Source organism: Pseudomonas sp. MWU16-30317 (assembly GCF_020515695.1).
In the GTDB taxonomy this organism is placed as follows: domain Bacteria; phylum Pseudomonadota; class Gammaproteobacteria; order Pseudomonadales; family Pseudomonadaceae; genus Aquipseudomonas.
In genome coordinates, this window is the sequence record NZ_JAIWJA010000003.1 from 313,942 (window position 1) to 340,839 (window position 26,898).

At 62.0% G+C, this 26,898-nt stretch carries 25 protein-coding genes; 12 read left to right on the plus strand and 13 right to left on the minus strand.

The window, feature by feature from the left end; genetic code table 11:
- Window positions 1-13: 13 nt before the first annotated feature.
- From LIX93_RS10490 to coaBC, 3 genes are all read right to left on the minus strand, one after another.
- The gene (locus LIX93_RS10490) at window positions 14-1,393 is read right to left on the minus strand and encodes a phosphomannomutase/phosphoglucomutase (RefSeq protein WP_226504445.1); all 1,380 of its coding nucleotides are present in this window, start codon (window positions 1,391-1,393) and stop codon (window positions 14-16) included.
- 1,256 nt (window positions 1,394-2,649) lie between these two features.
- Window positions 2,650-3,105 (minus strand): dUTP diphosphatase, encoded by a 456-nt coding sequence (gene dut / locus LIX93_RS10495; RefSeq protein ID WP_226503975.1) that lies wholly within the window; start codon window positions 3,103-3,105, stop codon window positions 2,650-2,652.
- A gap of 4 nt (window positions 3,106-3,109) precedes the next feature.
- Window positions 3,110-4,318 (minus strand): bifunctional phosphopantothenoylcysteine decarboxylase/phosphopantothenate--cysteine ligase CoaBC, encoded by a 1,209-nt coding sequence (coaBC, locus tag LIX93_RS10500; protein WP_226503976.1) that lies wholly within the window; start codon window positions 4,316-4,318, stop codon window positions 3,110-3,112.
- Between the two features lie 152 nt (window positions 4,319-4,470).
- Between coaBC and radC the strand changes: the two genes are divergently transcribed.
- A complete protein-coding gene (radC, locus tag LIX93_RS10505; RefSeq protein WP_226503977.1) occupies window positions 4,471-5,145 on the plus strand; it encodes a DNA repair protein RadC in 675 nt (224 codons plus the stop codon).
- A 112-nt stretch (window positions 5,146-5,257) separates the two neighbouring features.
- Window positions 5,258-6,703 (plus strand): glycosyltransferase family 39 protein, encoded by a 1,446-nt coding sequence (locus LIX93_RS10510; RefSeq protein WP_226503978.1) that lies wholly within the window; start codon window positions 5,258-5,260, stop codon window positions 6,701-6,703.
- A gap of 48 nt (window positions 6,704-6,751) precedes the next feature.
- Here LIX93_RS10510 and LIX93_RS10515 read toward each other — a convergent pair whose 3' ends face one another.
- Window positions 6,752-8,341 (minus strand): ABC transporter substrate-binding protein, encoded by a 1,590-nt coding sequence (locus tag LIX93_RS10515; RefSeq protein ID WP_226503979.1) that lies wholly within the window; start codon window positions 8,339-8,341, stop codon window positions 6,752-6,754.
- Window positions 8,342-8,711: 370 nt separating this feature from the next.
- Here LIX93_RS10515 and rpmB point away from each other — a divergent pair, with 370 nt between their 5' ends.
- Both rpmB and rpmG read left to right on the plus strand, forming a co-directional pair.
- The gene (gene rpmB / locus LIX93_RS10520; protein ID WP_226503980.1) at window positions 8,712-8,948 is read left to right on the plus strand and encodes a 50S ribosomal protein L28; all 237 of its coding nucleotides are present in this window, start codon (window positions 8,712-8,714) and stop codon (window positions 8,946-8,948) included.
- An 11-nt stretch (window positions 8,949-8,959) separates the two neighbouring features.
- Entirely contained in the window at window positions 8,960-9,115 is a 156-nt protein-coding gene (gene rpmG / locus LIX93_RS10525) for a 50S ribosomal protein L33 (RefSeq protein ID WP_007894709.1), read from the plus strand.
- A 68-nt stretch (window positions 9,116-9,183) separates the two neighbouring features.
- Here the strand turns inward: rpmG and LIX93_RS10530 are convergent, their stop codons facing one another.
- From LIX93_RS10530 to LIX93_RS10540, 3 genes are all read right to left on the minus strand, one after another.
- On the minus strand, window positions 9,184-9,414 hold the full coding sequence (locus LIX93_RS10530) for a hypothetical protein (protein ID WP_226503981.1): 231 nt from the start codon (window positions 9,412-9,414) through the stop codon (window positions 9,184-9,186).
- Between the two features lie 92 nt (window positions 9,415-9,506).
- Window positions 9,507-9,737 carry an I78 family peptidase inhibitor gene (locus LIX93_RS10535; protein WP_226503982.1) on the minus strand — a complete coding sequence of 77 codons (231 nt, stop codon included), beginning with the start codon at window positions 9,735-9,737 and terminating at the stop codon, window positions 9,507-9,509.
- A 91-nt stretch (window positions 9,738-9,828) separates the two neighbouring features.
- The gene (locus tag LIX93_RS10540) at window positions 9,829-10,188 is read right to left on the minus strand and encodes a cupin domain-containing protein (RefSeq protein WP_226503983.1); all 360 of its coding nucleotides are present in this window, start codon (window positions 10,186-10,188) and stop codon (window positions 9,829-9,831) included.
- A gap of 212 nt (window positions 10,189-10,400) precedes the next feature.
- Here LIX93_RS10540 and LIX93_RS10545 point away from each other — a divergent pair, with 212 nt between their 5' ends.
- Window positions 10,401-11,894: an aldehyde dehydrogenase gene (locus LIX93_RS10545; RefSeq protein WP_226503984.1), complete on the plus strand. Its 1,494-nt coding sequence runs from the start codon at window positions 10,401-10,403 to the stop codon at window positions 11,892-11,894.
- A 111-nt stretch (window positions 11,895-12,005) separates the two neighbouring features.
- Here the strand turns inward: LIX93_RS10545 and LIX93_RS10550 are convergent, their stop codons facing one another.
- Both LIX93_RS10550 and LIX93_RS10555 read right to left on the minus strand, forming a co-directional pair.
- On the minus strand, window positions 12,006-13,547 hold the full coding sequence (locus tag LIX93_RS10550) for a phospholipase D family protein (RefSeq protein WP_226503985.1): 1,542 nt from the start codon (window positions 13,545-13,547) through the stop codon (window positions 12,006-12,008).
- 91 nt (window positions 13,548-13,638) lie between these two features.
- Window positions 13,639-15,072: a PLP-dependent aminotransferase family protein gene (locus LIX93_RS10555; protein WP_226503986.1), complete on the minus strand. Its 1,434-nt coding sequence runs from the start codon at window positions 15,070-15,072 to the stop codon at window positions 13,639-13,641.
- A gap of 171 nt (window positions 15,073-15,243) precedes the next feature.
- Here LIX93_RS10555 and LIX93_RS10560 point away from each other — a divergent pair, with 171 nt between their 5' ends.
- Window positions 15,244-15,483: a DUF1127 domain-containing protein gene (locus tag LIX93_RS10560; RefSeq protein ID WP_226503987.1), complete on the plus strand. Its 240-nt coding sequence runs from the start codon at window positions 15,244-15,246 to the stop codon at window positions 15,481-15,483.
- A 71-nt stretch (window positions 15,484-15,554) separates the two neighbouring features.
- On the opposite strand, the gene LIX93_RS10565 is transcribed toward LIX93_RS10560, so the two are convergent.
- The gene (locus LIX93_RS10565; RefSeq protein ID WP_226503988.1) at window positions 15,555-16,868 is read right to left on the minus strand and encodes an FAD-binding oxidoreductase; all 1,314 of its coding nucleotides are present in this window, start codon (window positions 16,866-16,868) and stop codon (window positions 15,555-15,557) included.
- Between the two features lie 136 nt (window positions 16,869-17,004).
- Here LIX93_RS10565 and LIX93_RS10570 point away from each other — a divergent pair, with 136 nt between their 5' ends.
- The gene (locus LIX93_RS10570) at window positions 17,005-17,358 is read left to right on the plus strand and encodes a YkgJ family cysteine cluster protein (RefSeq protein WP_226503989.1); all 354 of its coding nucleotides are present in this window, start codon (window positions 17,005-17,007) and stop codon (window positions 17,356-17,358) included.
- 337 nt (window positions 17,359-17,695) lie between these two features.
- Here the strand turns inward: LIX93_RS10570 and LIX93_RS10575 are convergent, their stop codons facing one another.
- The gene (locus LIX93_RS10575) at window positions 17,696-18,184 is read right to left on the minus strand and encodes an Lrp/AsnC ligand binding domain-containing protein (RefSeq protein ID WP_226503990.1); all 489 of its coding nucleotides are present in this window, start codon (window positions 18,182-18,184) and stop codon (window positions 17,696-17,698) included.
- A 156-nt stretch (window positions 18,185-18,340) separates the two neighbouring features.
- Between LIX93_RS10575 and dadA the strand changes: the two genes are divergently transcribed.
- The 5 genes from dadA to LIX93_RS10600 all read left to right on the plus strand — a co-directional run bounded on the left by dadA (window position 18,341) and on the right by LIX93_RS10600 (window position 23,950).
- Complete coding sequence (gene dadA / locus LIX93_RS10580) at window positions 18,341-19,642, plus strand: D-amino acid dehydrogenase (RefSeq protein ID WP_226503991.1); 1,302 nt, start codon at window positions 18,341-18,343, stop codon at window positions 19,640-19,642.
- A complete protein-coding gene (locus tag LIX93_RS10585) occupies window positions 19,614-19,967 on the plus strand; it encodes a RidA family protein (protein WP_226503992.1) in 354 nt (117 codons plus the stop codon). The genes dadA and LIX93_RS10585 overlap by 29 nt, the downstream gene beginning before the upstream one ends.
- A gap of 140 nt (window positions 19,968-20,107) precedes the next feature.
- Window positions 20,108-21,184, plus strand: coding sequence for an alanine racemase (alr, locus tag LIX93_RS10590; RefSeq protein ID WP_226503993.1), 1,077 nt, complete (start codon window positions 20,108-20,110; stop codon window positions 21,182-21,184).
- A gap of 117 nt (window positions 21,185-21,301) precedes the next feature.
- A complete protein-coding gene (locus LIX93_RS10595; protein WP_226503994.1) occupies window positions 21,302-21,850 on the plus strand; it encodes a cupin domain-containing protein in 549 nt (182 codons plus the stop codon).
- A 180-nt stretch (window positions 21,851-22,030) separates the two neighbouring features.
- Window positions 22,031-23,950, plus strand: a complete 1,920-nt coding sequence (locus tag LIX93_RS10600) for an acetyl-CoA hydrolase/transferase C-terminal domain-containing protein (RefSeq protein ID WP_226503995.1) — start codon at window positions 22,031-22,033, stop codon at window positions 23,948-23,950.
- A gap of 97 nt (window positions 23,951-24,047) precedes the next feature.
- On the opposite strand, the gene xpt is transcribed toward LIX93_RS10600, so the two are convergent.
- Together xpt and rep are read right to left on the minus strand one after the other, a co-directional pair.
- Complete coding sequence (gene xpt / locus LIX93_RS10605; RefSeq protein ID WP_226503996.1) at window positions 24,048-24,617, minus strand: xanthine phosphoribosyltransferase; 570 nt, start codon at window positions 24,615-24,617, stop codon at window positions 24,048-24,050.
- Window positions 24,618-24,637: 20 nt separating this feature from the next.
- Window positions 24,638-26,647, minus strand: coding sequence for a DNA helicase Rep (gene rep / locus LIX93_RS10610; protein WP_226503997.1), 2,010 nt, complete (start codon window positions 26,645-26,647; stop codon window positions 24,638-24,640).
- Window positions 26,648-26,898 lie beyond the last annotated feature (251 nt).

The following is a 26,898-nucleotide window of genomic DNA, read 5'->3' on the forward strand; positions in this document are numbered from 1 at the left end:
GGGGCTCCAGGGGTCAGAAGGGTAGGTTCAAGTCGGGTGCGACATGGTGCAGCTGCATGCGGAAGACGTTCTGGATGCGTTCGAGTTCAGCTTGATCTTCGGCTTCGAAACGCAGTACCAGCACGGGCGTGGTATTGGATGCACGCACCAGCCCCCAACCGCGAGGATAGTCGACCCGAACCCCATCGAGGGTGGTCAGATTGGCTTCGCCCCATTGCGCGTCGCGTTGCAGCGCTTCAATGATGCTGAATTTACCCTCATCGGTCACATCGATGTTGATTTCGGGGGTGGAAATATCGTCCGGGAAGGCGGCGAACAGTTGCTCGGCACTGGATTTTGACTGGCTGAGGATTTCCAGCAGGCGCGCGGCGCTGTACAGGCCGTCGTCGAAGCCGAACCAGCGCTCCTTGAAGAAAATATGCCCGCTCATCTCCCCGGCCAACAGGGCACCGCTGAGTTTCATCTGCTTCTTGATCAGCGAGTGGCCGGTTTTCCACATGACCGGGCGGCCGCCATTTTCCTTGATCAGCGGCGTCAGGCGGCGGGTGCATTTGACGTCGAAGATGATGTCGGCGCCGGGGTTGCGCGCCAGCACGTCCTTGGCGAACAGCATCAGCAGTCGATCAGGATAGATGATGGTGCCGGCATTGGTGACCACGCCGACGCGGTCGCCATCACCGTCGAAGGCCAGGCCGACGTCGGCGCCGGATTCACGCACCTTGGCGATCAGGTCGGCAAGGTTCTCCGGCTTGCCGGGGTCCGGGTGATGGTTGGGGAAGTTGCCATCGACTTCGCAGAACAACGGAATCACTTCGCAGCCCAGCGCCTCGATCAGTTGCGGGGCGATCACCCCAGCCGCGCCGTTGCCACAATCCACCACGACTTTGAGGCGCCGGGCGACGACGATATCCTTGGTGATGGTCTCGAAATAGCGCGGCAGGATGTCGACCTGGCTGACGCTGCCTTGGCCTTTGGGCAGGGCGTTGATGCGGATGCGCGTGTGCAGCGCGGTGATCTGATCGTTGGCCAGGGTGTCGCCGGCGATGACGATCTTGAAGCCGTTGTAGTTGGCCGGGTTGTGACTGCCGGTGAGCATCACCGCCGATTTGCCTTCGAGCACGTTGGCTGCGTAATACAGCGCCGGGGTCGGCACCAGGCCGACATCGGTGACGTGGCAGCCGCTGTCGTGCAGGCCTTGAATCAACTGTTGCACCAGCATCGGCCCGGACAGGCGCCCGTCGCGGCCGACGCAGACGTTGGCTTCGTCGAGCGCGAGGCTCTGGGCGCCGACCGCGCGGCCAATCCAGTAGGCGGTTTCTGCGGTCAGGGTGGTGCCCACCACGCCGCGAATGTCGTAAGCGCGGAAGATGCTCAAGGGCAGAGCCGGCGGCAAGTCGTCGGCGCTGGCGGTGCTTGCTGCACCCGGCTCGGGCTCGGGGTGATCCGGTTCAAGGATATCGATATCGAGAATGTCGCTGTCCTGGAAAGTCGGGTCAAGCCAGGCGGGCGCGGGGGTATCCGGCAATTCGGTCGGCTTCTTGCCCACGGGCGCGGGTTTGTCGCGTAACGAGAAGCGCGCCAGGCTCTGGGCCAGGCCGTTGAGCTCCGACAGGCTGAGGCTGAAGGATTTGACTGCCTTGCCGCCGGAGAGCTCCTGCAGCAATTGCGACAGCTGGTGGGCGTCGGCCTCTACCTGCTTGCGCAAGCGTCGGCAGGTCAGGGTGAGGCCGGCCCACAGGGCGGCGATGGCGATCAGCAGGGCGACCCCCAGCATGCCGACCGAGAGCCATGGCGTCTTGTAGTCGAATGCCGAGCCCGGGGTGAACTCCAGGGACCAGTTGCGCGAGCCGGTTTGCGTCAGATAATGGTTGTTGGAGCTGCTGGTGCCCAGTTCGAAGAGCACCTGCGGCGCCTCTTGGTTGAAGCGCTGCAGCAGGCGGAATGCGCCTATGGACGGCGCGCTGGTCACGGAGAGGGCTTGTTGCAGTGGCTCGATCAGCTTTTGCAGGTCGACCGCGATCAGCAGGGTGCCGAGGACTTGTTGTCCTGGCACGGCGCGAATGGGCGCAACGCTGTAGACGATCCAGCGCTGGCCGATCTTCTGCGCTTCGAGGGGCGGTGGCGGCCCTACTTCCGCCTGGTTGAGCATGTCCAGCCCCGCATAGTTCATCGGCGCGGCGCGGCTGTCGTCTATCTGGCCCTGTTTGCGCCAGTTGATCTGGGCATCGACCAGGTCGCCCCAGCTCATGATCTGCGCCTCGGCCGCGCGCAGGGCAGCTGGGTCCTTGCCCTGCACGGCCTCAATGACCGCGGCGCCCTGAGCATAGGTCGCGGTGCGGGTCGCCAGTTGCGCTGCCGCCTGCTCGAGTTTTTCGGCGCCGATCGTGGCGACGTTGTGGGCGGTCTTGTCGAGGTCGGCTTGCGAGGGCTGGTCGGGATCGCTCACCCACGCCAGTGCGGCGGCTATCAACAGACCAGCAATGGCCAGCACAAAGCCGGGGCGCACCAGGTCGAAGCTGGTCTTCATAGCCTTGGCCTGACTGTCGTCCGGCGCGGCTATCGGTGATTTGGCACTGCGCGTGAAGCCTTTCACATAACGTCTCCGCAAAAATCAACCAAGGTGTGCAGTGCCGCGGTTCGTGCCGTGGCTCAGTGGCTTCCCGAGTGTCCGAAACCGCCGGTACCGCGCTGGCTTTCGTCAAAGGTCTCGACCAGCTCGAAGTACGCTTGTACGACCGGTACCAGTACTAGCTGGGCGATACGCTCGCCGACGACGATGTTGAACGCAGTTTGCCCGCGATTCCAGCACGACACCATCAGCTCGCCTTGGTAGTCGGAGTCGATCAAACCGACCAGGTTGCCCAATACGATGCCATGTTTGTGGCCCAGGCCAGAGCGCGGCAGGATCAGCGCCGCCAGGCCTGGATCACCGATGTACACCGACAGCCCGGTGGGGATGAGCAGCGTCTGACCCGGGGCGAGTACGGTGTCTTGCTGGAGCATGGCGCGCAGATCGAGGCCGGCGGAACCTGGGGTCGCGTGCTGTGGCAGCGGGAATTCGCTGCCGATGCGTGGGTCGAGAATCTTGGCTTGCAGAGCGTGCATGGGGTTAAACCTGATGAATGCGGACGGCGATGAAGGCGACCAGTTGGCGGGCGATCTTGCCCTTGCTGGTCTGGGCGAACAGTGTTTCGTGGAGCTGGCGGTCGATCACGCAGCAGGCGTTTTCTTCGCTGTTGAAGCCGATGCTGGGGTTGGCGACGTCGTTGGCGACGATCAGATCAAGGTTCTTGTCCTTGAGCTTGCGCGCAGCATAGTCGAGCAGGTGTTCGGTTTCGGCGGCGAAGCCGACGCTGAACGGCCGATCGGAGCGAGTGGCGATGGTGGCGAGGATGTCCGGGTTGCGGACCATCTGCAGCAACAGGCCGTCGCCCTTGGTCGGGTCCTTTTTGAGCTTTTGCGGGGCGACCACTTCGGGGCGGTAGTCGGCCACGGCGGCGGAGGCGATGAAAATGTCACAAGGCATGGCCGCTTCGCAGGCGGCAAGCATGTCGCGGGCGCTGACCACATCGATGCGTGACACTCGGTCCGGCGTCGGCAGATGCACCGGACCAGTGATCAGTGTGACCTTGGCGCCGGCCTCAACCGCTGCCTCGGCGAGGGCGAAGCCCATCTTGCCGGAGCTGTGGTTGGTGATGTAACGCACCGGGTCGATGTTCTCTTGGGTCGGCCCGGCGGTGATCACCACGTGCTTGCCGGTCAGCGTCTGGCGCTGGAAGCATTCGGCGGCGCACAGGGCCAGCTCGGTGGGTTCGAGCATGCGCCCGAGACCGACATCGCCGCAGGCCTGGCTGCCCGCTGCGGGGCCGAACACCTTGAAGGTGCGGCTTTGCAGCAGTTGCAGATTGGCCTGGGTGGCCGGGTCGCGCCACATGGCCTGATTCATTGCCGGAGCCAGCGCCACGGTGGCGTCGGTGGCCAGCACCAGGGTGGTCAGCAGGTCGTCGCCCATGCCTTGGGTCAGGCGCGCGATCAGGTCGGCGGTAGCGGGTGCGATGAGGATCAGGTCGGCCCATTTGGCCAGTTCGATATGGCCCATGGCAGCCTCGGCTGCGGGGTCGAGCAGGTCAAGATGCACCGGGTGCCCGGACAGTGCCTGCATCGTCAGGGGGGTAATGAACTCGGCGCCGCCGCGGGTCATGACCACGCGCACTTCAGCGCCGTGCTCAAGGAGACGCCGTACCAGCTCGGCGCTCTTGTAGGCCGCGATACCGCCGCCAACTCCGAGAACGATGCGTTTGCGATACAGCCGCTGCATAGGCCTGCCTTTTTGATCCAAGAATGACGCGACGGCGACGACGCCTCCACAGGCCGGATCGCCGCGCAAAAAAGTTGCGCTAAGATATCACAGCGCCCGCCAGGGAACAGCGGCGCTCGATGACACAGGCACACTCACACAAGGAACGTGACATGAGTATCAAAGACTGGCCCGCGAACGAACGTCCGCGGGAAAAACTCTTGGCTATGGGCTCGGCGGCACTGTCGGATGCCGAATTGCTGGCGATCTTCCTGCGCACGGGCGTCACCGGCAAAAGCGCCGTCGACCTTGCGCGTCATTTGCTGAATCAATTTGGTGGTCTGCGCGCGCTGCTGTCGGCCGATCGCGAGCATTTCAGCGAAGCCTTGGGCCTGGGGCCGGCCAAATTCGCCCAATTGCAGGCGGTGCTGGAAATGGGCCGCCGCCATCTGGCGGAAGACATGGTGCGCGAGTCAGCCCTGGAAGGCCCGAGAGCGGTTCGCGCATACCTCAAGGCAATGTTGCGCCACGAGCCTCATGAGGTGTTCGGCTGTTTGTTCCTGGACAGCAAGCACAAGGTGCTGGTGTTCGAAAAACTCTTCGCCGGCTCCATCAGCAGCGCCAGCGTGTACCCGCGCCAGGTGGTCAAGCGCGCCTTGGCCAACAATGCGGCAGCGGTGATTCTGTGTCACAACCACCCGTCCGGCGTCACTCGCCCCAGCCAGGCCGATCGCGAGCTGACCTACCGCTTGAAGCAGGCGCTGGGGTTGATCGAGGTGGAGGTGCTGGATCACATCATCATCGGTGAAGGCGAGCCGTTGTCGATGGTCGAGTATGGCTGGCTCTGAAGCGGCAACTATCGGCGTTTCGTTCCTGATTGGTTAAGCATCGGGCGGTTAGATTCGCACGTTTGCCGGACCGCTTCTTTCGAGTGGTTCATTGCCCTGGTGCCGAGAAATCATGACGCGATTCGCTCCACTCTTGCTGCTCCTGCTGGGCGGCCTGTTGTTCTTTTCCGGGCTTGGCGGCCATGAACTGCAAGGCTCGACTGAAACCCGGGTAGCGGGGATCGCCATGGCGATGAATCTGGATAACGACTGGGTCGTGCCGCGTCTGTTCGGCGAGCCGTTTCTGGAAAAGCCACCGCTGAGTCTGTGGCTCGATACCGCCGCCATTCGCCTGCTGGGCGCCAGTCCGCTGGCCGTGCGCCTGGCGTCGGCGTTTGCCGGGCTGTTCAGCATCATGTTGTTGTACGGGATGTTGCGGCAATTCGGTCGATCGCGGGCGTTGGCGTTCAGCGCCGCCTTGATGCTCGCGACCATGGCCAGTTACTGGAGCAATGCCCGCGGTGTGGGCGAGGATTCGCTGCTGAGCCTGGGAGTGACCATGGCCCTGCTGGGGTTCTACCAGGGCGATCGAGGCGGACGCCGTGGTGCGTGGGCGCTGTTCACCTTCGGCATCACGGTGGCGACGCTCAGCAAGGGCGTGCTCGGGTTGGCGCTGACGGGGGTGGCGATCTTTGCCTACCTCGTCGTTACGGACCTGCTGGAAAAACGCCTGCAGGTCGGTCGCTGGCTGCGTCCCGGGCTGCTCACGCTGGTGGGCCTGGTGCCTCTACTGATCTGGCTTGCCATGCTGTACCAGCGCGCCGGGCCGCAGGCCGTAGCGGACGTGCTGTGGACCAACAGCGTCGGCCGTTTCGATGGTTCTTTCACCGAAGCGGGTCACTACGAGTCCTTTTGGTATTACATCCTCAAACTGCCCGAAGCATTCCTGCCGTGGAATATCCTGGTGTATCTCGGCTTGTGGCATTTTCGCAAGAGCCTGGCACAAGACCGCTATCGCTTGTTTTTCAGTCTATGGCTGTTGGCGGGGTTCACGATGCTGACGCTGGCCTCGAGCAAGCGCACGGTGTATTTGATGGCGTTGACGCCTGCGGCTGCGGTCATTGCTGCCGAGTATGTCGGGGCCTTGCTCGGCTGGCTCAAGGCCCGGGCTCAGGTGTCGAGCCTTGCGGCGCAAGTGCATGCCCTGCGGCACGGGCTGATCATCGGTGTGCTGGCGCTGGTGGTTGCCGGCTATCTGGCCAATGCGTTCTGGTATGCCCCGAAAGTCGATCAGGACCGCTCCTTCGTCGCGCTGGTCGACCAGACGCGGGCGCTGCAGGCCCAAGGGCGGCACGTCGCGCTGTTCCAGCCCAGCGAGCGTGTGGCGGGCGCCACGACGTTCTACCTGCAAGCGCACTTGCCGATCCTGCAGAGCGAGGCGCAATTGCACGATTACCTCGTTGCCGCACCCGGCAATATGGCCTTGCTGGAGGCCGCCGATTCCCCCGTGGCGCCACTCACCGTAACCGCTCAAGTGGCGGTGAATGGGCGCACGTACTACTTCGTTCGTCAGCGATGACTGCCAGGCCAGCCCGTACAGCGTGCGCGCGGCCTGGCGTGGCGACCGTCAGGGGCCGACGGTCACCTTGGTGAAGTCCTGACGCCCGAACGGGCTCGGGCTGTAGCCCTTGACGTCGGTACGCGTCAGTACGGTCGCGCTCGGGTGCGCCAGTGGCACCCACAAGGCCTGCTGCTGGATCAGCGCCTGTGCCTGGTGATACAGCTTGCTGCGCTTGGCCTGATCGCTGCTGGCCTTGCCATCGTTGATCAGTTTGTCCAGTTCCGGGTTGCAATAGCGCGCAAAGTTGGTCCCGGATTTCACCGCCGCGCAGGAAAACTGCGGGGTCAGGAAGTTGTCCGGATCGCCATTGTCGCCTGACCAGCCCATGAACAGCAGGTCGTGTTCGCCGGCCTTGGCGCGGCCGATCAGTTCACCCCATTCGATCACGCGTATCTCGGCCTTGACGCCGATCTTGGCCAGGTCGGCCTGAAGCATCTGCGCACCCAGGCTCGGGTTGGGGTTGAGCAGGCTGCCGGACGGACGCGTCCAGATGGTGGTGCTGAAGCCATCCTTGAACCCGGCCTTGGCCAGCAGGTCGCGGGCCTTGGCAGGATCGTAGGCGTAGCCCGGCAGGTCCTTGGCGTAACTCCATGTGTTAGGCGGATACGGGCCATTGGCCGGCTGCGCACTGCCTTCGAACACGGCCTTGAGGTAGCTGGCCTTGTCGAAGGCAAGGTTGATGGCCTGGCGCACTTCGGGCTTGTCCAGCGGTGGGTGCTGGCTGTTGATGGCGACGAAAGCGGTCATGAAGGCGTCGGTCTTGATCGCCTTGAGCTTGCTGTCATCGGCCGCCGCGACGACGTCCATCGGCTTGGGCGACAAGGCGATCTGGCATTCGCCGGCCTTGAGTTTCTGCAAGCGCACATTGGCGTCCGGGACAATAGCGAAAATCAACGGATCGACGCTGGGCTTGCCCTGGAAATAATCCGGGTTGGCCTTGTAGCGCACCACGGCGTCCTTCTGGAAGCGCACGAACTCGAACGGCCCGGTGCCGATGGGTTGGCTGTTGAGCTGGTCGGTCTTGCCGGCCTTGAGCAGCTGGTCGGCATACTCGGCCGAGTAGATCGACGCGAAGCCCATGGTCAGGGTGGCAAGGAAGGTCGAGTCCGGATGGTTGAGGGTGAAGCGCATGGTCAGCGGATCCGGCGCGTCGATCTGCTTGATCAGGCTCGGCAGCTGCATGGATTGCGCGTGCGGGAAGCCGCTCTTGTTGACCTTGTGCCACGGATTGGCGGGGTCGAGCATGCGCTGGAAGCTGAACAGCACGTCCTCGGCGCTGAGCGCACGGCTGGGCTTGAACCAGGCGGTGGTGTGAAATTTGACTCCAGGGTGCAGCTTGAAGGTGTAGGTCAGGCCATCGGCGGACACCTGCCAGCTATCCGCCAGGCTGGGGATCACCTTGCCGGCTGTCGCGTCGTAGCCCACCAGGCTGTTCATCAGCACATCGGCTGAAGCATTGGTGGTGGTCAGCGAGTTATACTGGACGACGTCGAAGCCCTCGGGGCTGGCCTCGGTACACACGCTCAACGGCGCGGCCTGGGCCAGAACGGGGGCGCACAGCGAAGCAAACAGCAGTGGCAGCAGCGCAAGACGCATGGATTCATTCCTTTGGCGGTTTGAGGAACCATCTGCTCGGGCAGTCTGGAAACGGCTACCCTAGTGCGCTGCGAGGCAATTGGCTATGCAAATTTGCAGATCGTCGCGACGAGCGGTCTTTGCCGTGCAGGCCCGCCAGCCTGCGCTGGCCGGGTTTTTTCCGGTCCGTGAATTCGGCGCTCGTGCAGATTGCTGTTGTTGCACCCAGGTCTTTCTGGTATAAAGCAGCGCTCTTTTCTAGGGCCCGGTTCGTCTGCCTTCAAGGCGGGGCTGATAAGACCCTGAAGAAACACGGCGCCTGGCGCCATGATTGAGAGATTAAGCGGCCAACCCATGCCGGGTTGGGCATGTGGTTTTAGAGGGCTGAGGCATGTCGAGAGTCTGTCAAGTTACCGGTAAGGGTCCGGTAACTGGGAATAACATTTCCCACGCAAACAACAAAACCCGTCGTCGTTTCCTGCCGAACCTGCAGCATCATCGCTTCTGGGTCGAGTCCGAGAAGCGTTTCGTGCGTCTGCGCGTATCCGCCAAAGGCATGCGTATCATCGACAAGCGCGGCATTGATGTCGTTCTGGTCGAAATCCGCGCTGCTGGCGCCAAGGTCTAAGGAGCAAAATCATGCGTGAATTGATTCGTTTGATCTCTTCTGCCGGTACTGGTCATTTCTACACTACCGACAAGAACAAGCGTACTACTCCGGACAAAATCGAGATCAAGAAATTTGATCCGGTCGTTCGCAAGCACGTGATCTACAAGGAAGGCAAAATCAAGTAATTGATTTTTCCTGACAAAAAAAGGCCCGTATCGCGAGATACGGGCCTTTTTTCGTTGTACGCGAAGCGTTAGCCGAAGCGGATGCTGAGGATTACGTCGTTTTCATCGAGTACCAGGTTGATGCGTTCCCGGCGCATGTCCATTGTGCCGGCGCTGTGGGGGCTGATTTGGCGCACAGGACGTAGGCTCGCGCGCGTGATGGCTTTGAGTACGACCTCGGTGTAGGTCGTCCCAATATACGGAGTGATCATCTCCATGACTTCTTCGTCGGTATACGTCTGTTGGATAGTGGTGCTCATGGTGTGCCTCCTGGCAACTAGTCGAGTGCTTTTGGCTGGACAGCTGGGAAAGGCCCGTCTCGCGAAAGACGGGCTTTGTCATGAAGTGCGGATCAATAGAATTTGATATCCACGATCACTTGCAGGTCGTCGACGATCAGGTTGATGCGCTCCGGACGCAAGTCCTTGGTGGTGATATGGCCTGGGCCGTCGGGGCGCACGATGCGCAAGGTCCGCGCCTCGACGTCCTCGCGCAGCGCGTCGGTATAGGGCAGGCCGATTACATCGCTGATCATCTCGACGATTTCGTTATCGGTGTAATGGGGTTGGATAGTGATGGTCATTAGACGCCTCCTGGCAAATAGTAGTGAGTGTCCGACTGGACACCTCTACAAGCCTGAGCCTCTCCCACCGCCTGCCTGCGTTAGATATTCATTACTTGTGCTCGAACACCACATAGATCTTGCGGCACGCCTCCAGCACCTCCCAGGTGCCACGAAAGCCTGCCGGAATCACGAAGCGGTCGCCGGCTCGCACCGTCTTGGCTTCGCCATCGAGGTCGCGCAGCACCGATACCCCCTGGACGATTTCGCAGTACTCATGCTCGGTGTAGTTGACTGACCACTGACCCACGGCTCCTTCCCAAACGCCCGCGCCGAATTGCCCGCAGGGGCTGTTGTAGTGCTCGAAGACCGTCTGCTCGGGCTGGCCCTTGAGGACTTTTTCCGGTGCTGGGCTATAGCGCTGGGCAGGTGGGGTGTTGACGCTGAAATCCACGATCTGCGCGATGTTCATGGCAAGGGCTCCGTGTCTGATGGGTTGAATTGTTTGATAAAACGCACATGGCCGAGGGTTTGACCGTGAACTGTCAAATATATTGAAAAGGCCGGTGCCGGTGGTTTAGGGTGGCTGACGCTGTGGGAGGGATCAAGGCCTGCAGCCCTTTTCAATCATCCGTACGCCGCACGGTGCTCGGGCTTGATATCCACCCTCGAAGGAGATTCGTAATGACCACCCTGACACGTGCTGATTGGGAGCAAAAGGCCCAGCAGCTGAAAATCGAAGGTCGCGCGTTCATCAACGGCCAATACACCGACGCGGTGTCCAAGGCGACCTTCGAGTGCATCAGCCCGATTGATGGCCGTTTGCTGACCAGCATCGCCAGCACCGATGCAGCGGATGCCGAGCTGGCCGTGGCCAATGCGCGCGCCACCTTCGCTGCCGGCAGCTGGTCGCGCCTGGCGCCGGTCAAGCGCAAGAACATAATGATTCGCTTCGCCGACCTGCTGAAGCAGAACGCCGAAGAGCTGGCCCTGCTCGAGACGTTGGACATGGGCAAGCCGATCAGCGATTCCTTCGGTATCGACATCCCCGGCGCCGCCAATGCGCTGCGCTGGAGTGGCGAGGCGATCGACAAGATTTATGACGAGGTCGCGGCCACCCCTCACGATCAGCTGGGCCTGGTGACCCGTGAGCCGGTGGGTGTAGTGGCGGCGATCGTGCCGTGGAATTTCCCGCTGATGATGGCGTGCTGGAAGCTTGGCCCGGCGCTGTCCACCGGTAACTCGGTGATCCTCAAACCGTCGGAAAAGTCCCCGCTCACGGCCATCCGTATCGCCGCGCTGGCCATCGAGGCGGGCATCCCGGCGGGCGTGCTGAACGTGCTGCCAGGCTACGGCCACACGGTCGGCAAGGCTCTCGCGCTGCACATGGACGTCGATACCGTGGTGTTCACCGGCTCGACCAAGATCGCTCGGCAACTGATGATCTACGCCGGCGAGTCGAACATGAAGCGTGTGTGGCTGGAGGCCGGTGGCAAGAGCCCTAACATCGTCTTTGCCGACGCGCCGGACCTGCAAGCCGCCGCCGAATCGGCTGCCAGTGCCATTGCCTTCAACCAGGGCGAGGTCTGTACCGCAGGTTCGCGCTTGCTGGTGGAGCGCTCGATCAAGGACAAATTCCTGCCATTGGTGATCGAGGCCCTCAAGGGCTGGGTGCCAGGCAATCCGCTGGACCCGGCTACCAATGTCGGCGCGCTGGTTGATACCCAGCAGATGAACACCGTGCTGTCCTATATCGAAGCCGGCCACAGCGATGGTGCCAAGCTGGTCGCGGGCGGCAAGCGCACCTTGCAGGAGTCGGGCGGGACCTACGTCGAGCCGACGATTTTCGACGGGGTGACCAACGCCATGCGCATCGCCCAGGAAGAGATCTTCGGGCCGGTGCTGTCGGTGATCACGTTCGACAGCGACGCTGAAGCCATCGCCATTGCCAACGACACCCAATATGGCCTGGCGGCAGCGGTATGGACGGCCAACATCTCCCGCGCCCACCTGACTGCCAAGGCACTGCGTGCCGGCAGCGTGTGGGTCAATCAGTACGATGGCGGCGATATGACCGCGCCTTTCGGTGGGTTCAAACAGTCGGGTAATGGCCGTGACAAGTCGCTGCACGCGTTCGACAAATACACCGAGCTGAAATCAACCTGGATCAAGTTGTAAGCGTCACGCCCCCCTTGTGGGGGCGGGCTTTTGCTGTGGTGGACACCCCCGCCCCGTCGCGGGCAGAGCCGGCTCTCACGAGTATCACGCTCTGCCTAGGATCAATGACCGCTACAGCATCCGCTCCAGCCCCACCGATTTCGCAAACCACGCATTGAGCCGCCGCCACCAGTCGCCCGGTTCGGTCTTCAGGGTATGCATCTGCTGGTGATCCTCGGTCACCCAGACCATCTGTTCGTTCTGCAACTGGACGTGATAGCTCAGCGCCGGTGACATCCCCTGCAACGCCAGGTTGCGCACGTGCTCGGCCAGTTCGGGGCTGTCGACCATTACGCCGACCTCGGTATTCCACAGGACCGAACGCGGATCGAAGTTGAACGAGCCGATAAACGTCATGCGCCGGTCAAGGATCATCGCCTTGCTGTGCAAGCTCGATTCCGAGCCGCTGCGGTAGCGCACACGGCCATCGTCACCCGGTTGGCGGCGCAGTTCGTACAGGTGCACGCCATGCTCGAGCAGCGCCTTGCGATACGGTGCATAGCCACCATGCACCGCAGGCACGTCGGTGGCCTCCAGGGCATTGGTCAGCAGGCTGACGTCGACCCCGGAGTCGGCCATGCCGGTGAGGAACACCAGCCCCGGCTGGGCAGGCACGAAATACGCGGATATCAGGATCAGCTCGTGCTTGACGCTTTCGAGCTTTGGCAGCAGTTGCGTGGTCAGCAGCAGATGCGGGTCCGGCTCCTGGGACAGCACCTTGCTCGGTGCATCCCACATCACCTGGCTAGGCGCCCAGATCATCTCCTGGCGCCACACGCTCAGCTGCGGCCTGGCCTGGTAGCTCATCAACTGGTCATACAGTATGCGGTTGGCCTCGCGAGATTTGATCAGCGCGGCATCCAGCTGCCTGCGTGCCTGGCTCAGGTCCTTGCGGGTCAGGCGGCCGTACAGCTCGCCGATCGGTCGGCTGAGCGCGCTGTTCCAGTACTGATCGAAGCTGTAGCCCAGTTGTCGGGCCACAGGGCCGGCACCGAGCAGGTCGATGTCGGTGAAATTCAGGTTGGGCTCGGCGTCGAAGTATTCGTCACCCAGATTGCGCCCACCGACGATGGCCATGGCGTCGTCGGCCAGCCACAGCTTGTTGTGCATGCGGCGGTGCTGCTGCGACAGGTTCAGCAGCCGCCCTAGGGCGCGCGTGGTACCGGTCATGCGCCCCAGATGCAGTGGGTTGAACAAGCGGATATGGATGTTCGGGTGGGCGGCGAGCGTGGCGATGAACTCGTCGATGCCGTCGCTGGTGGTGTCGTCCAGCAAGATGCGCACGCGTACGCCACGGTCTGCGGCCTTGAGCAGCTCTTCGATCAGCAGGCGGGTGCTGAGGCCGTCCTGAACGATGTAGTACTGCAGATCGAGGCTGGTCTGTGCATTGCGAATCAGTTCGGCACGGGCCCGAAACGCCTCGCCGCTGTTGGGCAGCAGGCGAAACCCGGACTGGCCTGGATGCGCCTTGGCGTCGGCCAGTACCGAACGCCCGAAGCTGGAGGTCTCAGGGCGCAGCATCTCGCTGTACGTATGCGGGCCCGGGATGCTGCTGCAACCGGCGAGACCGAGCGCCAGGCATGCCAGCAATAGCGCGAACCATGGGGTTTTCAAACGGCGTGATCCTTGACCTTGGGACTGGCGTGCATGTCTGACCGGGGCTCGCCACAAAAGTTGTGCAGCCCTAGCCATCTTTGCGCGCGGATTATGCGGTGCTCCCCTCCAGTTCGGCCAGCAGGCGGGCGGCTTCGGCGCCCACCGTCCTGACCGCTGTTTCGATACGGGCATCGGGGCGCGAGGCGAAATTCATGCGCAGGCAGTTGCGGTACTTGCCGGAGGCCGAAAAGATGCTGCCCACGGCGATCTGCACATTTTGCTCGAGCAGTTCGCGATTGAGCTTGAGCGTGTCGAAATGCTCGGGCAGCTCGATCCACAGCATGAAGCCACCCTGGGGGCGACTGACCCGCGTGCCAGCCGGGAAAGCCTGCATGACCCAATCGATCATGATGTCGCGATTGCGTTGGTACTGGCTGCGCATGCGCCGCAGGTGCGGCTCGTAATGCCCGCCAGCGATGAAGTCGGCGATGGCCAGTTGCGGCTGGGTGGCGGTGCTGCCGGTGCCGATGTATTTCATGTGCAGCACGCGCTCCAGGTAGCGCCCAGGCGCCACCCAGCCGATGCGCAGCCCTGGGGCCAGGGATTTCGAGAACGAGCTGCACAGCAGCACGCGGCCGTCTTCGTCAAAGGACTTGATGGTGCGCGGCCGTGGGTAGCTGAACGCCAGGTCGCCATACACATCGTCTTCGATGATCGCCACATCGAAGCGCTGCGCCAGGGTCAGCAGGGCGCGCTTGCGGGCTTCGGGCATCACGTAGCCGAAAGGGTTGTTGCAGTTGGGTGTCAGCTGTATGGCCTTGATCGGCCACTGCTCCAGGGCCAGCTCCAGCGCTTCGAGGCTGATGCCGGTGATCGGATCAGTGGGGATTTCCAGCGCCTTCATGCCCAGGCCCTTGAGCGTCTGCATGGCGCCGAAGAAGCTGGGCGAGTCGACGGCGACGATGTCACCCGGATCGCAGACCGCGCGGATGCTGCTCGACAGCGCTTCATGGCAACCGGTGGTGATCACCAGGTCGTTGGCGCTGATGCGGCAGCCTGAGTCTACCAGCAGGCGCGCGACCTGATCGCGCAACGCCTGGGTGCCGTAGATGGTGTCGTAATACAGTCCGGGCATGTCCTGGTCGCGGCTCAGCTGTGCGAAAGCGCGCATCAGCGGCTTGAGTGTAGGGCTGGTGATGTCGGGCATGCCCCGGCCTAGCTGCACTACGTCTTTGCGCGGCACGGCACGCATCAGTTCGACCACCTGATCCCACTGCGAGATATCCACCGGACGCTGCATCGGCCGGCCGGTGGCGGGGAGGGCGGGCAGGGCGCGGGTCTGACTGACGAAATAGCCGGATTTGGGCCGGGGCGCCGCCAGACCGCTGTCTTCCAGCACGCGATAAGCCTGCTGCACCGTGCTCAGGCTGACGCCATGCTCGACACTTAGTGCGCGCACGGAAGGCAGGCGATCGCCAGGGCGGTAGAAGCCTTGCTCGATGCGCGCGCCCAGCAATTCGGCGAGGTTGACGTAAAGTGTCATGTCGGCTCCGAGTATTTTGATACAAACCAGTACAGATTTCGCAAAGATCAGCCATTCAGTGAAAATAATCGCCTGTCTGTATGGTTGTAAATAGATATTTCTGAATCTGTAATGAAAACACGTTCGGCGCCATGCTTCTTCCTACGGCAGTATCACCCAGGAGGAATGAAAATGAGCGGCTACAGCGATGTGCGCCTAGTACTCAAGAGCCAGGAATTGCAGACGCAACGGCACGTTGTGCGCGTGAACAGCGGCGCTCGGCCGGAAGGGTTCACTCGCTGGCAGTGGTTCTGGCTCTGCCACCGTACTCGCCAACAGTTGAACGGGCTGACAGCCGAGCAGTTGCACGATATTGGCCTGACGGCCGAGCGGGCGCGGGCCGAGGCGCTGAAGGCGTTCTGGCAGCGTTGAGGGTGCACATCAACTGGCCTCACTGTGTGAGGCCGACTGTTTGTGAAGCAATCATGGAATGAAGCCGAGCCTCAACCCAGCTCTTTGAACCGATGCCACAGCATCCCCAGCGCCAGCAGCGGCGAACGCAGGTACCTGCCGCCTGGGAAGGTCATGTGCGGCACCTTGGCGAACAGGTCGAAACGCGCGCTGGCCTGGCCGCTGATAGCTTCGGCCAGCAAGCGCCCTGCCAGGTGCGTGGCGTTGAGGCCGTGGCCGGCATAGGCCTGGGCATAGAACACATTGGGATGACTGGCCAGCCGACCAATCTGCGGCAAGCGGTTGGCGCCGATGCCGATCATGCCGCCCCATTGATAGTCGATCTTCACATTCGCCAACTGTGGGAACACGTTGAGCATCTTCGGGCGCATGTAGGCGGCGATGTCCTTGGGGTCGCGTCCGGAATAATGGCAGGCGCCGCCGAATAGCAGCCGTCGATCGGCCGAGAGGCGGTAATAGTCCACGGTCACCCGCTGATCGCACACGGCAAAATTCTGCGGCAGCAGTTGCCGCGCCGTCGCGTCGTCCAGCGGCTCGGTGGCAATGATATAGCTGCCGGCGGGCAGCACCTTGCCGCTCAGTTCCGGGTTGAGTCCGTTGAGGTAGGCATTGCAGCCCAGCACCAGGGTCTTGGCAGTGACGCAACCCTGTGCGGTATGCACCTTTACCTGCGGCCCGTAGTCGATGCGCGTCACCATGGAGTTCTCGAACAGCTTCACCCCCAGGCGCTGCGCCACCTGTGCTTCGCCCAGCGCCAGGTTCAAGGGGTGCAGGTGCCCTGAGCCCATGTCGACCATACCGCCGACATACTGGCTGGAGCCCACTACCGTGTGCACCTGGTCAGCCTCCAGGATGCGTACTTCATGGCTATAGCCCAAGCTCTGCAGGGCCACTGCCTCTTCCTTGAGGTGCTCCAGGTCGCGGGATTTGTTGGCCAGGTCGCAGTAGCCCCAGGTCAGGTCGCACGCGATGTCGTATTTGCTGACGCGCTGGCGGACGATCTCCACGGCTTCGAGGCCCATCAGCGTCATGGCGCGCACGCCCTCGCTGCCGATTATCGACGTGAATTGTTCCAGCCCGTGGCCGACGCCGCGGATCAACTGTCCACCATTGCGGCCGCTGGCGCCCCAGCCGATCCGTCGGCCTTCGAGCAGCACCACCGAGAACCCGCGCTCCGCCAGTTCGATCGCCGTGTTGAGCCCGGAAAACCCGCCGCCGACCACGCACACGTCCGCGGCCAGTTGTCCTTGCAACGCGGGATGGTCCGGTTGCACCGCGCTGCTGGCGGCATAATAGGAGGCCGTATGCAGGGGGCGCGGGTCCGTGTGCGGGGCTGGGGCGTTCATGTGCAAGATCCTGGAAGCGTGGTTCAGATAACGATGGTCACCCAATGGGATGGCAGCATAGGCCCGGCGATGATCGGCAAGCAACTCGCGGCCTGAGCGTGCAAAATAGCGCACTCGACACAGCGGCAGGCGCACCATGAGTTGCAATCTCCACAAGATCCGCTTTTTGCGCGAACAGATCCCCAGCTTCGACTGCGTGCCCGGCTGCCATGATTGCTGCGGCCCGGTGACAACGTCCGCCGAGGAAATGGCGCGCCTGCCGCGCAAGACCGCTGCCGAGCAGGACGCCGCGCTGGAGCGCCTCGACTGCGTGCACCTGGGCCCGCAAGGCTGTACCGTGTATGGCGAGCGTCCGCTGATCTGCCGGCTGTTCGGCACCACGCCGAGCTTGCCGTGCCCGCGTGGCCGAGGCCCCGAGGAGCCAATCGATCCGCACGCCGAGGCTTTGATTCATCGGCTGATCGCGAGTACCCGCCAGGTATTGGTTTAAGGCGCCAGGCCCCTTCGCCGACTGATGCCCAAACCCCCACAGTCCAGATTCTGCGTCGGACACCTGTGGGGGACTCTATGGTTTTGGGCAAGATGTACCGGCCCCTTCGCCAGCAAGCTGTGCTCCCACAGAGTTGGCTGAACGATCGTCATGGATCTGTGGGATCCCCCACAGTCCAGATTCTGCGTCGGACACCTTTGGGGGATTCTATGGTTTTGGGCAAGATATACCGGCCCCTTCGCCAGCAAGCTGTGCTCCCACAGAGTTGGCTGAACGATCGTCATGGATCTGTGGGAGCAAGGCTTGCCCGCGAAGGGGCCAGTCGCCACGCCACATATCAATCCGGAATCGGCAGATTCAAGCTCTCTTTCACTTCCTCCATGACGATATAGCTCTTGGATTCACGCACATGAGGCAGCTTGAGCAGGATATCGCCGAGCAACTTGCGGTAGGACGCCATCTCGGAAATCCGCGCCTTGACCAGGTAATCGAAGTCGCCCGACACCAAGTGGCACTCCAGCACGTGGGGTAATTTGAGCACCGCTCGGCGAAATTCTTCAAAAGTGTCCCCGGATTTGTAGTCGAGGCTGATCTCGACGAACACCAATAGGCTACCCTTCAGGTGTTGCGGGTTGAGCCGGGCGTAATAGCCCATGATGATCCCCTCGCGCTCCAGGCGGCGGACCCGCTCGGTGCACGGGGTGGTCGACAGGCCGACCTTCTCCCCTAATTCGGTAAACGACAAGCGCCCATCGGCCTGAAGCAAGCGCAGAATATTACGGTCGATCTTGTCCAGTTCACGCTTGCTCTGATGCTGGGTGCGCATAGGTCGATACCCCTCCGTAAAAGCGGTTTTTGCCGAGAATCCTCGCCAAATATAGCCGCGTATATAGTGAAATGCACTGGCTGTACCTTTTTATACTGCCCACATCTTCGCCTAATACAACTTACGTCAGCGGTTTTCCGCGTTGAGGGATTGAACATGCGAGTTCTGGTGCTTGGCAGCGGTGTGATCGGTACCGTCACTGCCTACTATCTGGCCCGTGAAGGCTTCGACGTGGTGGTGGTGGATCGCCAGCCTGCGGTCGCCATGGAAACCAGTTTCGCCAATGCCGGGCAGGTATCGCCTGGCTACGCCTCACCTTGGGCCGCGCCCGGTGTGCCGCTCAAGGCCATCAAGTGGCTGCTCGAGCGCCACGCGCCGTTGGCCATCAAGGCCACCGCCAGCGTCGATCAATATCTGTGGATGGCGCAGATGCTGCGCAATTGCACCGCCAGCCGCTATGCAGTCAACAAAGAGCGCATGGTGCGGCTGTCCGAGTACAGCCGCGATTGTCTCGATGAGCTGCGCGCCGAAACCGGCATCGCCTATGAAGGTCGGACCCTGGGCACCACCCAACTGTTCCGTACCCAGGCGCAACTGGACAACGCGGCCAAGGACATCGCCGTGCTGGAGCAGTCCGGCGTGCCCTACGAGTTGCTCGATCGCGCCGGCATCGCCCGGGTCGAGCCGGCGCTGGCCGGTGTCACCAACATCCTTGCCGGTGCCCTGCGCTTGCCCAACGACCAGACTGGCGACTGCCAGATGTTCACCACCCGCCTGGCAGAAATGGCCAAGGCCATGGGCGTGGAATTCCGCTTCGGGCAGAACATCGAGCGTCTGGATTTCGCCGGTGACCGGGTCAACGGCGTGTGGATCGACGGCCAGCTGGAAACCGCCGACCGTTACGTGCTGGCGCTGGGCAGCTATTCGCCGCAGTTGCTCAAGCCGCTGGGCATTCGCGCGCCGGTCTACCCGCTCAAGGGCTATTCGCTGACGATACCGGTCACCAACAGCGCCATGGCGCCGACCTCGACCATCCTCGACGAAACCTACAAGGTGGCGATCACCCGTTTCGACAATCGCATCCGCGTCGGCGGCATGGCCGAAATCGCTGGATTCGATCTGTCGCTCAACCCGCGTCGCCGGGAAACGCTGGAGATGATCGTCAACGACCTTTATCCTCAGGGCGGCGATCTCGGCGCGGCCAGTTTCTGGACCGGGCTGCGGCCGACCACGCCGGACGGCACGCCGATCGTCGGCGCGACGCCCATGAAGAACCTGTTCCTCAACACCGGCCATGGCACCCTCGGCTGGACCATGGCCTGTGGTTCCGGACGCCTGCTGGCTGACCTGATCGCGCGTAAAACACCGCAGATCAGCGCCAAAGGCCTCGATATTTCTCGTTACAGCAAACACCAGGAGACTGCAGGACATGTCAATCCAGCGCCAGCTCACCAATGAGCGCATGAGCCAGATCGTCAGCCACAACGGCACGTTGTACCTCGCCGGTCAGGTCGGTGACGACATGAGCGCCGGGATTGAACAGCAGACCCGCGAGACCTTGGCCAACATCGAGCGTCTGCTTGATCTGGCAGGGACCGACAAGACGCGCCTGTTGTCCGTGACGATCTATCTGAAAGACATCGACGCGCACTTCGAAGGCATGAACAGCGTATGGGACAAGTGGCTGCCCAAAGGAGTGGCGCCTGCCCGCGCGACAGTGGAGTCGAAGCTGTGCGAGCCGGAGATTCTGGTGGAGTTGTCGGTGGTAGCGGCACTGCCTTAACGATTTGTATTGCATTTGAGGGCCCCTTCGCGGGCAAGCCTTGCTCCCACAGAGTCAACCGCACCTGTGGGAGCAAGCCTTGCCCGCCAAGGGGCCAGCAAGCACAACCCAACACTTCAAGACTTTCAAGAAGACCGTCCATGCGTCCCGCCCGAGCCCTTATCGATTTGCAGGCCTTGCGCCACAACTACCAACTGGCCCGCGAAATCAGCAATGGCGCCCGTGCGCTGGCGGTGCTCAAGGCCGATGCCTACGGCCATGGTGCCGTACGCTGTGCCCAGGCGCTGGAAGCCGAGGCCGACGGTTTTGCCGTCGCCTGCATCGAGGAAGCACTGGAGCTGCGGGCGGCTGGTATCACTGCACCGATCCTGCTGCTGGAGGGCTTCTTCGAATCCAGCGAGCTGGCGCTTATCGTCGAGCATGATTTCTGGTGCGTGGTGCATTCGCTCTGGCAACTCGAAGCCATCGAACAGACTGCCCTGGCCAAGTCTATCGTCGTTTGGCTCAAGCTCGACTCGGGCATGCATCGGGTCGGCCTGCACCCCAAGGACTACCAGGCCGCTTACCAGCGCCTGCTGGCCAGCGGCAAGGTCTTGCGTGTCGTGCTGATGAGCCACTTCGCCCGTGCCGACGAACTGCACAGCGACGCCAGCACCCAGCAGGTTGCGGTGTTCCAGGCCGCTCGCGAAGGCCTGAACGCCGAGATCAGCCTGCGCAATTCACCGGCCCTGCTCGGCTGGCCACAAGTGCCCAGCGATTGGGTGCGGCCAGGGATCATGCTGTACGGCGCCACGCCCTTCGAGGAGCCACAGAGTCAGGCCGCGCGTCTGCAGCCGGTCATGACCCTGGAGTCGAAAGTGATCTGCGTGCGTGAGTTGCCGGCGGGCGAACCGATCGGCTATGGCGGTGGCTTCGTCACCGATCGGCCCATGCGCATCGGCGTGGTCGCCATGGGCTATGCTGACGGTTATCCGCGCGTGGCGCCGACCGGTACACCGGTGCTGGTGGCCGGGCAGCGCAGCCGTCTGTTGGGCCGAGTGTCGATGGACATGCTGTGCATCGATCTGACTGACGTGGCCGCCGCCGGGCTGGGCAGCCCCGTAGAGTTATGGGGCAAAAACGTACTGGCCAGCGACGTAGCGATGCAGGCCGGGACCATCGCCTATCAGATATTCTGCAATCTGCGCCGGGTGCCATTGGTCTACACCGGCGCATAGCCCGCTAGGCGGGGGCATTCAGACGATTCACCCAAGTCGAACTGTTGTAAATATTGAACGCTGTTGCGATGATGGCGTTTCAATCGACTGTGTCGAATCCTCTGGAGGACTCCCGTATTGGACGTCGGTGAACGACTGCAAGCCATCCGCAAACTCAAGGGGCTGTCTCAGCGTGAGCTCGCCAAACGCGCGGGTGTCACCAACAGCACCATCTCGATGATCGAGAAGAACAGTGTCAGCCCCTCGATCAGTTCGTTGAGGAAGGTGCTCAGCGGTATTCCGATGTCCATGGTCGAGTTCTTTTCCGAAGAGCTGCAACCGGAAAACCCTACTCAGGTGGTCTACAAGGCCAACGAGCTGATCGATATTTCCGATGGCGCGGTGACCATGAAACTGGTCGGTCGCGCCCATCCCAGCCGTGCCATTGCCTTCCTCAACGAAATCTATCCACCGGGCGCCGATACCGGCGACGAGATGCTGACCCACGAAGGCGAGGAGACCGGCATTGTGGTCGAAGGCCGCCTGGAACTGGTGGTGGGCCTGGAGACCTTCGTGCTGGAAGTGGGCGACAGCTATTACTTCGAGAGCAGTCGGCCGCATCGGTTTCGCAATCCCTTCGATACCCCGGCGCGGTTGATCAGCGCGGCGACGCCTGCGAATTTCTGATGTGTTCATGCGAGGCTCTTCGCGGGCAAGCTTTCCTCTCACAGACTTCGGCGATCTGTGTGGGTACAAGGCTTGCCAGCGAAGAGGCCTGTCCTGCCGCCACAATGCATCAGCACCACTGAGTCGCATTCCCTCCAAAGCGGTCCTAAGCTGAGTCAGTCGCTCACGGATCCTTTGCATATGCCAACCATCTGCTCCATCGACCGCGCCGTCGAGGAAGTTCTCGAACGTCTGCCGGCCCACATCCATATGGGCATGCCGCTAGGGCTCGGCAAGGCCAATCGTTTCGCCAACGCCCTCTATGCGCGTATCCAGCAGTTGCCCGACCGCCAGCTGACCATTTATACCGCGCTGGCACTGGGCCGTCCGACCCTGGGCGATGGTCTGCAAAAACGTTTTCTCGAACCCTTCGTCGAGCGCGTCTACGGTGACTACCTGGAGCTCGATTTCCTCCACGCCCTGCGCACCGACACCTTGCCCGCCAACGTCAAGGTCGAACAGTTCTTCATGCAGCCGGGCAGCCTGCTGCACAGCAATGAGGCGCAACAGAACTACGTCAGCAGCAACTACAGCCATGCCGCGCGGGACATCAACGCCAAGGGCCTGAACCTGGTGGCGCAATTGGTAGCTCAGGATCAGGACAACCCCTCCAAATTGAGCCTGAGCTGCAACCCCGACATCACCCTCGACCTGCTGCCCATGATCGCCAAGCGCCGCGCCGCCGGCGAGACCGTGCTGATGCTCGGCCAGATCCACGACCAGTTGCCTTATATGGACGGCGGCGCCGAAGTGCCTAGCGACACCTTCGATCTGCTGATCGACGTGTCGGAGTACACCCGCTTGTTCTCCACGCCCAACATGCCGGTCAGCTGCCAGGATCACTTCATTGGCTTGCACAGCAGCACCCTGGTGCGTGATGGCGGCACCTTGCAGATCGGCATTGGCGCCATGGGCGACGCGTTGACTGCAGCGCTGCTGGCGCGTCAGGCCGATAACAATGGCTATCGGGCGGTGCTGGATGACCTGGACATGCGCCCCTGGCAAAGCCTCATCGACAGCGAAGGCGGCCTGCAGCCGTTCGCCACCGGGCTGTATGGCTGCAGCGAAATGTTTGTGCATGGCTTGCTGGTGCTGGCCGAGGCCGGGGTGATGCGGCGCAAGGTCTATCCCGATGTGCAGCAGCAGACGTTGGCCAATCTCGGCACGCTTGACGAGTCGACGCCAGGCGGCGTAGTGCTGCATGGCGGCTTTTTTCTCGGCCCCCAGAGCTTCTATGAGCGCCTGCGCGAGTTGCCGAAAGACACCTTGTCGACCTTCGACATGACCGCCATCAGCTACATCAACGAGCTGTATGGCGATGAAGCCCTCAAGCGCCTGCAGCGCCGGGATGCGCGCTTCATCAACACGGTGTTCACCGTCACGCTGCTGGGCGCGGCGGTGTCGGACCAACTCGAAAGTGGCCGGGTACTCAGCGGCGTCGGCGGCCAATACAACTTCGTGGTCCAGGGCCACGCGCTGGAAGATGCGCGCTCGGTGCTGGTCCTGCGCAGCTGGCGCGAGTCGGCCGGGGTGGTGAGCTCCAATGTGCAATGGGATTACGGCCATTGCACCATCCCCCGGCACCTGCGCGATATCGTGATCACCGAGTACGGCATCGCCGACCTGCGCGGCCAGACCGATGCGGTGGTGGTCGAGCGGTTGATCAATATTGCCGATTCGCGATTTCAGGCCAGCTTGATTGCCGAGGCGCAGATTGCCGGCAAGCTTCGCCAGGACTTTCAGCTCGATCCGCGTTTTGCCGATAACACCCCGGAGCGTTTGCAGGCCATTCGCGAGCGGCATCCGCGATTGTTCGCCGAGTACCCGTTGGGCTGTGATTTCACCGAGGAGGAACGCGACCTGCTCCGGGCACTGAACTGGCTCAAGAGCAAGTTCCACCTCAGCGAGATTTTCGAGTTGGGCAAGGCGGCGCTGGATGCGCCGGAGCCGTCACGCTTTGCGGCGCATTTGCAGCGCATGCAGCTGAGCGAGCCCCATGGGTTGCGGGAGGATCTGTATCAGCGGTTGTTGTTGGCGGCGTTGCAGGCCACGCAATCTTGAGTGCGCTTGCGGGCATCTTCGCGGGCAAGCCTTGCTCCCACAATGGTGCGGTGTACGCCTGTGGGAGCAAGGCTTGCCCGCGAAGAGGTCGGTCCGGTTAAAGAAAAGTAACCTGTCCACCGGCCAGTGATTTGACCCGCGCCAGCGACTCCACCCGATACCCCTGGGCATCCAGCTCGGCACGCCCTGGCTGGAACGATTTCTCGATCACGATCCCCAGCCCGGCGATATTGGCGCCGGCCTGCTTGATGATCGAGATCAACGCCTGGGACGCCTTACCGTTGGCCAGAAAATCATCAATGATCAGCACCCGATCGCTGCTGTTCAGGTGCCGCGGCGAAATCGCCACGGTGCTGTCGGTCTGCTTGGTGAACGAGTGCACGGTCGCCGTCAGCAAGTTTTCGGTCAGCGTCAGCGATTGATGCTTGCGGGCGAAAATCACCGGCACGCCGAGCTTGAGCCCGGTCATCACCGCCGGGGCGATGCCCGAGGCTTCGATGGTGACGATCTTGCTGATGCCCGAATCGGCGAACAGTCGCGCGAATTCATCGCCGATCTGCTGCATCAACAGCGGGTCGATCTGGTGGTTCAGGAAGGCATCTACCTTCAGTACCTGGTCAGAAAGCACGATGCCTTCTTCGCGAATCTTTTTGTGCAGGGCTTCCACGTTGGCTCCTCTGGGCTCAATCATCTTTTGAGCATGGCGCGGATATCCGCCAATGCCGTATTGCCACGCACGGCCTTGACCTCGGTCGGCGTGTCGTCGTTACCTTCCCAGGCGAGATCGTCCGGGGGCAGTTCATCGAGAAAACGACTCGGCGCGCAGTCGATGATCTCGCCGTATTGCTTGCGCTTGGCGGCGAAGGTGAAGGCCAGCGTCTGCCGCGCGCGGGTGATGCCCACGTAGGCCAGGCGGCGCTCTTCTTCGATGGTATCGGCCTCGATGCTCGAACGGTGAGGGAGGATTTCCTCCTCCATGCCCATGATGAACACGTAGGGGAATTCCAGGCCCTTGGAGGCGTGCAAGGTCATCATCTGCACGCCTTCGGCGCCGTCTTCTTCTTCCTGCTGGCGTTCGAGCATGTCGCGCAGCACCAGCTTGCCGATGGCTTCCTCGATGGTCATGCCGCCGTCTTCGTCTTTCTCGAGGGTGTTCTTCAGGGCCTCGATCAAGAACCACACGTTACCCATGCGGTAGTCCGCGGCCTTGTCGCTGGAGCTGTTGGTGCGGATCCAGTTTTCGTAGTCGATGTCCATGACCATGCTGCGCAGGGCGCCGATCGGATCTTCGCCAGCGCACTGCTCGCGGACCTTGTCCATGTAGCGCTTGAAGCGCGCCAGGCGATCGGTGAAGCGGGCGTCCAGGTGTTCGCCCAGGCCGAGTTCGTCGGTGGCGGCGTACATCGAGGTCTTGCGCTCGGTGGAATAGTTGCCGAGCTTTTCGAGGGTCGTCGAGCCGATTTCCCGGCGCGGTACGTTGATCACCCGCAGGAAGGCGTTGTCGTCGTCAGGGTTCACGATCAGGCGGAAGTACGCCATGAGGTCCTTGACCTCCTGGCGGCCGAAGAAGCTGTTGCCGCCCGACAGGCGATACGGCACCTGGTGGTGCTGCAACTTCAATTCGATGAGCTTGGCCTGGTAGTTGCCGCGATACAGAATGGCGAAATCGCTGTAGGGGCGATCGGTGCGCAGGTGCAGGCTGAGGATTTCGACGGCCACGCGTTCGGCCTCGGCGTCCTCGTTCTTGCAGCGGATCACGCGGATCTCGTCGCCGTGGCCCATCTCGCTCCATAGCTGTTTTTCGAACTCGTGGGGGTTGTTCGAGATCAGCACGTTGGCGCAGCGCAGGATGCGGCTGGTGGAGCGGTAGTTCTGCTCCAGCATTACCACTTTCAGGGACGGGTAGTCGTCCTTGAGCAGCATGAGGTTTTCAGGACGCGCGCCGCGCCAGGCGTAGATCGACTGGTCGTCGTCGCCTACCACGGTGAACTGGTTGCGCGTACCGATCAGCAGCTTCACCAGCAGGTATTGGCTGGCGTTGGTGTCCTGGTATTCGTCCACCAGCAGATAGCGCACCTTGTTCTGCCACTTTTCAAGGATGTCCGGGTGTTCCTGGAAGAGTTTCACCGGCTGCAGGATCAGGTCGTCGAAGTCCACCGCGTTGAACGCCTTGAGCGTGCGCTGGTAGTGGGTGTAGACGATGGCGGCGGTCTGCTCCTTGGGGTTGCGGGCGTTTTCCAGGGCCTCGGGCGGCAGTACCAGGTCGTTCTTCCACGAGCCGATCATGTTCTTGATCTCGTCGACGCCGTCGTCGCCCGAGTATTCCTTTTGCATGATGTCGGTCATCAGCGCCTTGACGTCGGTCTCGTCAAAGATCGAGAAGCCCGGCTTGTAGCCTAGCCGCGTGTGCTCCTTGCGGATGATGTTCAGGCCCAGATTGTGGAAGGTCGAGACGGTCAGGCCGCGGCCTTCGCCACCGCGCAGCAGGGTGCCGACGCGCTCCTTCATCTCGCGCGCGGCCTTGTTGGTAAAGGTCATGGCGACGATGTACTGGGCGCGGATGCCGCAGTTCTGGATCAGGTGCGCGATCTTGCGGGTGATCACGCTGGTCTTGCCGGAACCGGCACCGGCGAGCACCAAAAGAGGGCCGCCGACGTAGTTCACGGCTTCTTGTTGCCGGGGATTGAGTCGGGACATTTCGAATAGACGGATCAGAGAAATAGCCGCGCATTTTAGCAGGGTCTGCGCCGTCTGCCGCGACCGTCTGGAGCTGGCGAGCACTTTTCACCATCTAAATTTGCCGCTTTGGATACTTTCCCGCAGGATGCATCTACAAATGCGGCAAACCTTCAAATGAGTGGACGTAGCTGATACTGTGAATCGTTACGATTCATGTCGTCGGCAGTTACGTGTTGATACTTTCTGGTCTGTGAACGCGTGTTAAGGAG